1 protein-coding gene is annotated in these 796 nt (G+C 65.8%); it reads left to right on the top strand.

The window, feature by feature from the left end; genetic code table 11:
- Positions 1-796, top strand: a 796-nt coding sequence (locus GZH52_RS16620; RefSeq protein ID WP_163318041.1) for an NAD(P)(+) transhydrogenase (Re/Si-specific) subunit beta, incomplete at both ends; no start/stop codon positions are given.

Here is a 796-nt window from a genome sequence, read left to right as displayed (position 1 = left end):
TGGTGCTCGGCGTCACGCTGATCATCCCGATCGGCGGCGCCGACATGCCGGTGGTGGTGTCGATGCTCAACTCGTACTCGGGCTGGGCGGCAGCGGGCATCGGCTTCACGCTGAACAACCCGGTGCTGATCATCGCCGGCGCCTGCGTCGGCGCGTCCGGCGCGATCCTGTCCTACATCATGTGCAAGGCGATGAACCGCTCGATCGTGTCGGTGCTCTTGGGCGGCTTCGGCGCCGAGGCGGCGACCGGCGGTGGCGGCGCGTCCGGCCCGAAGAACTACAAATCGGGCTCGGCCGAGGACGCGGCCTTCCTGATGAGCAACGCCGACAGCGTGATCATCGTGCCGGGCTACGGCCTGGCGGTGTCGCGCGCGCAGCACGCGTTGCAGGAATTCGCCAACCTGCTGACCGAGAAGGGTGTGAACGTGCGCTACGCGATCCACCCGGTGGCCGGCCGGATGCCGGGGCACATGAACGTGCTCTTGGCCGAAGCCGAAGTGCCGTACGAGCAGGTGCAGGAGATGGAGGAGATCAACTCCGACTTCTCGAACACCGACGTGGTGCTGGTGATCGGCGCCAACGACGTGGTGAACCCGGCCGCGCAGAAGGACAAGGCGAGCCCGATCTACGGCATGCCGATCCTGGAAGCGTACAAGGCGCGCACCGTGATCGTGGTCAAGCGTTCGATGAGCGTCGGTTACGCCGGCCTCGACAACGAGCTCTTCTACATGGACAAGACCATGATGGTGTTCGGCGACGCGAAGAAGGTGGTCGAGGACCTGGTGAAGGGCGCCGA

It is taken from the genome of Crenobacter caeni (genome assembly GCF_010435965.1).
GTDB lineage: Bacteria > Pseudomonadota > Gammaproteobacteria > Burkholderiales > Chromobacteriaceae > Craterilacuibacter > Craterilacuibacter caeni.
This window is presented reverse-complemented; position numbering and strand designations above follow the sequence as displayed.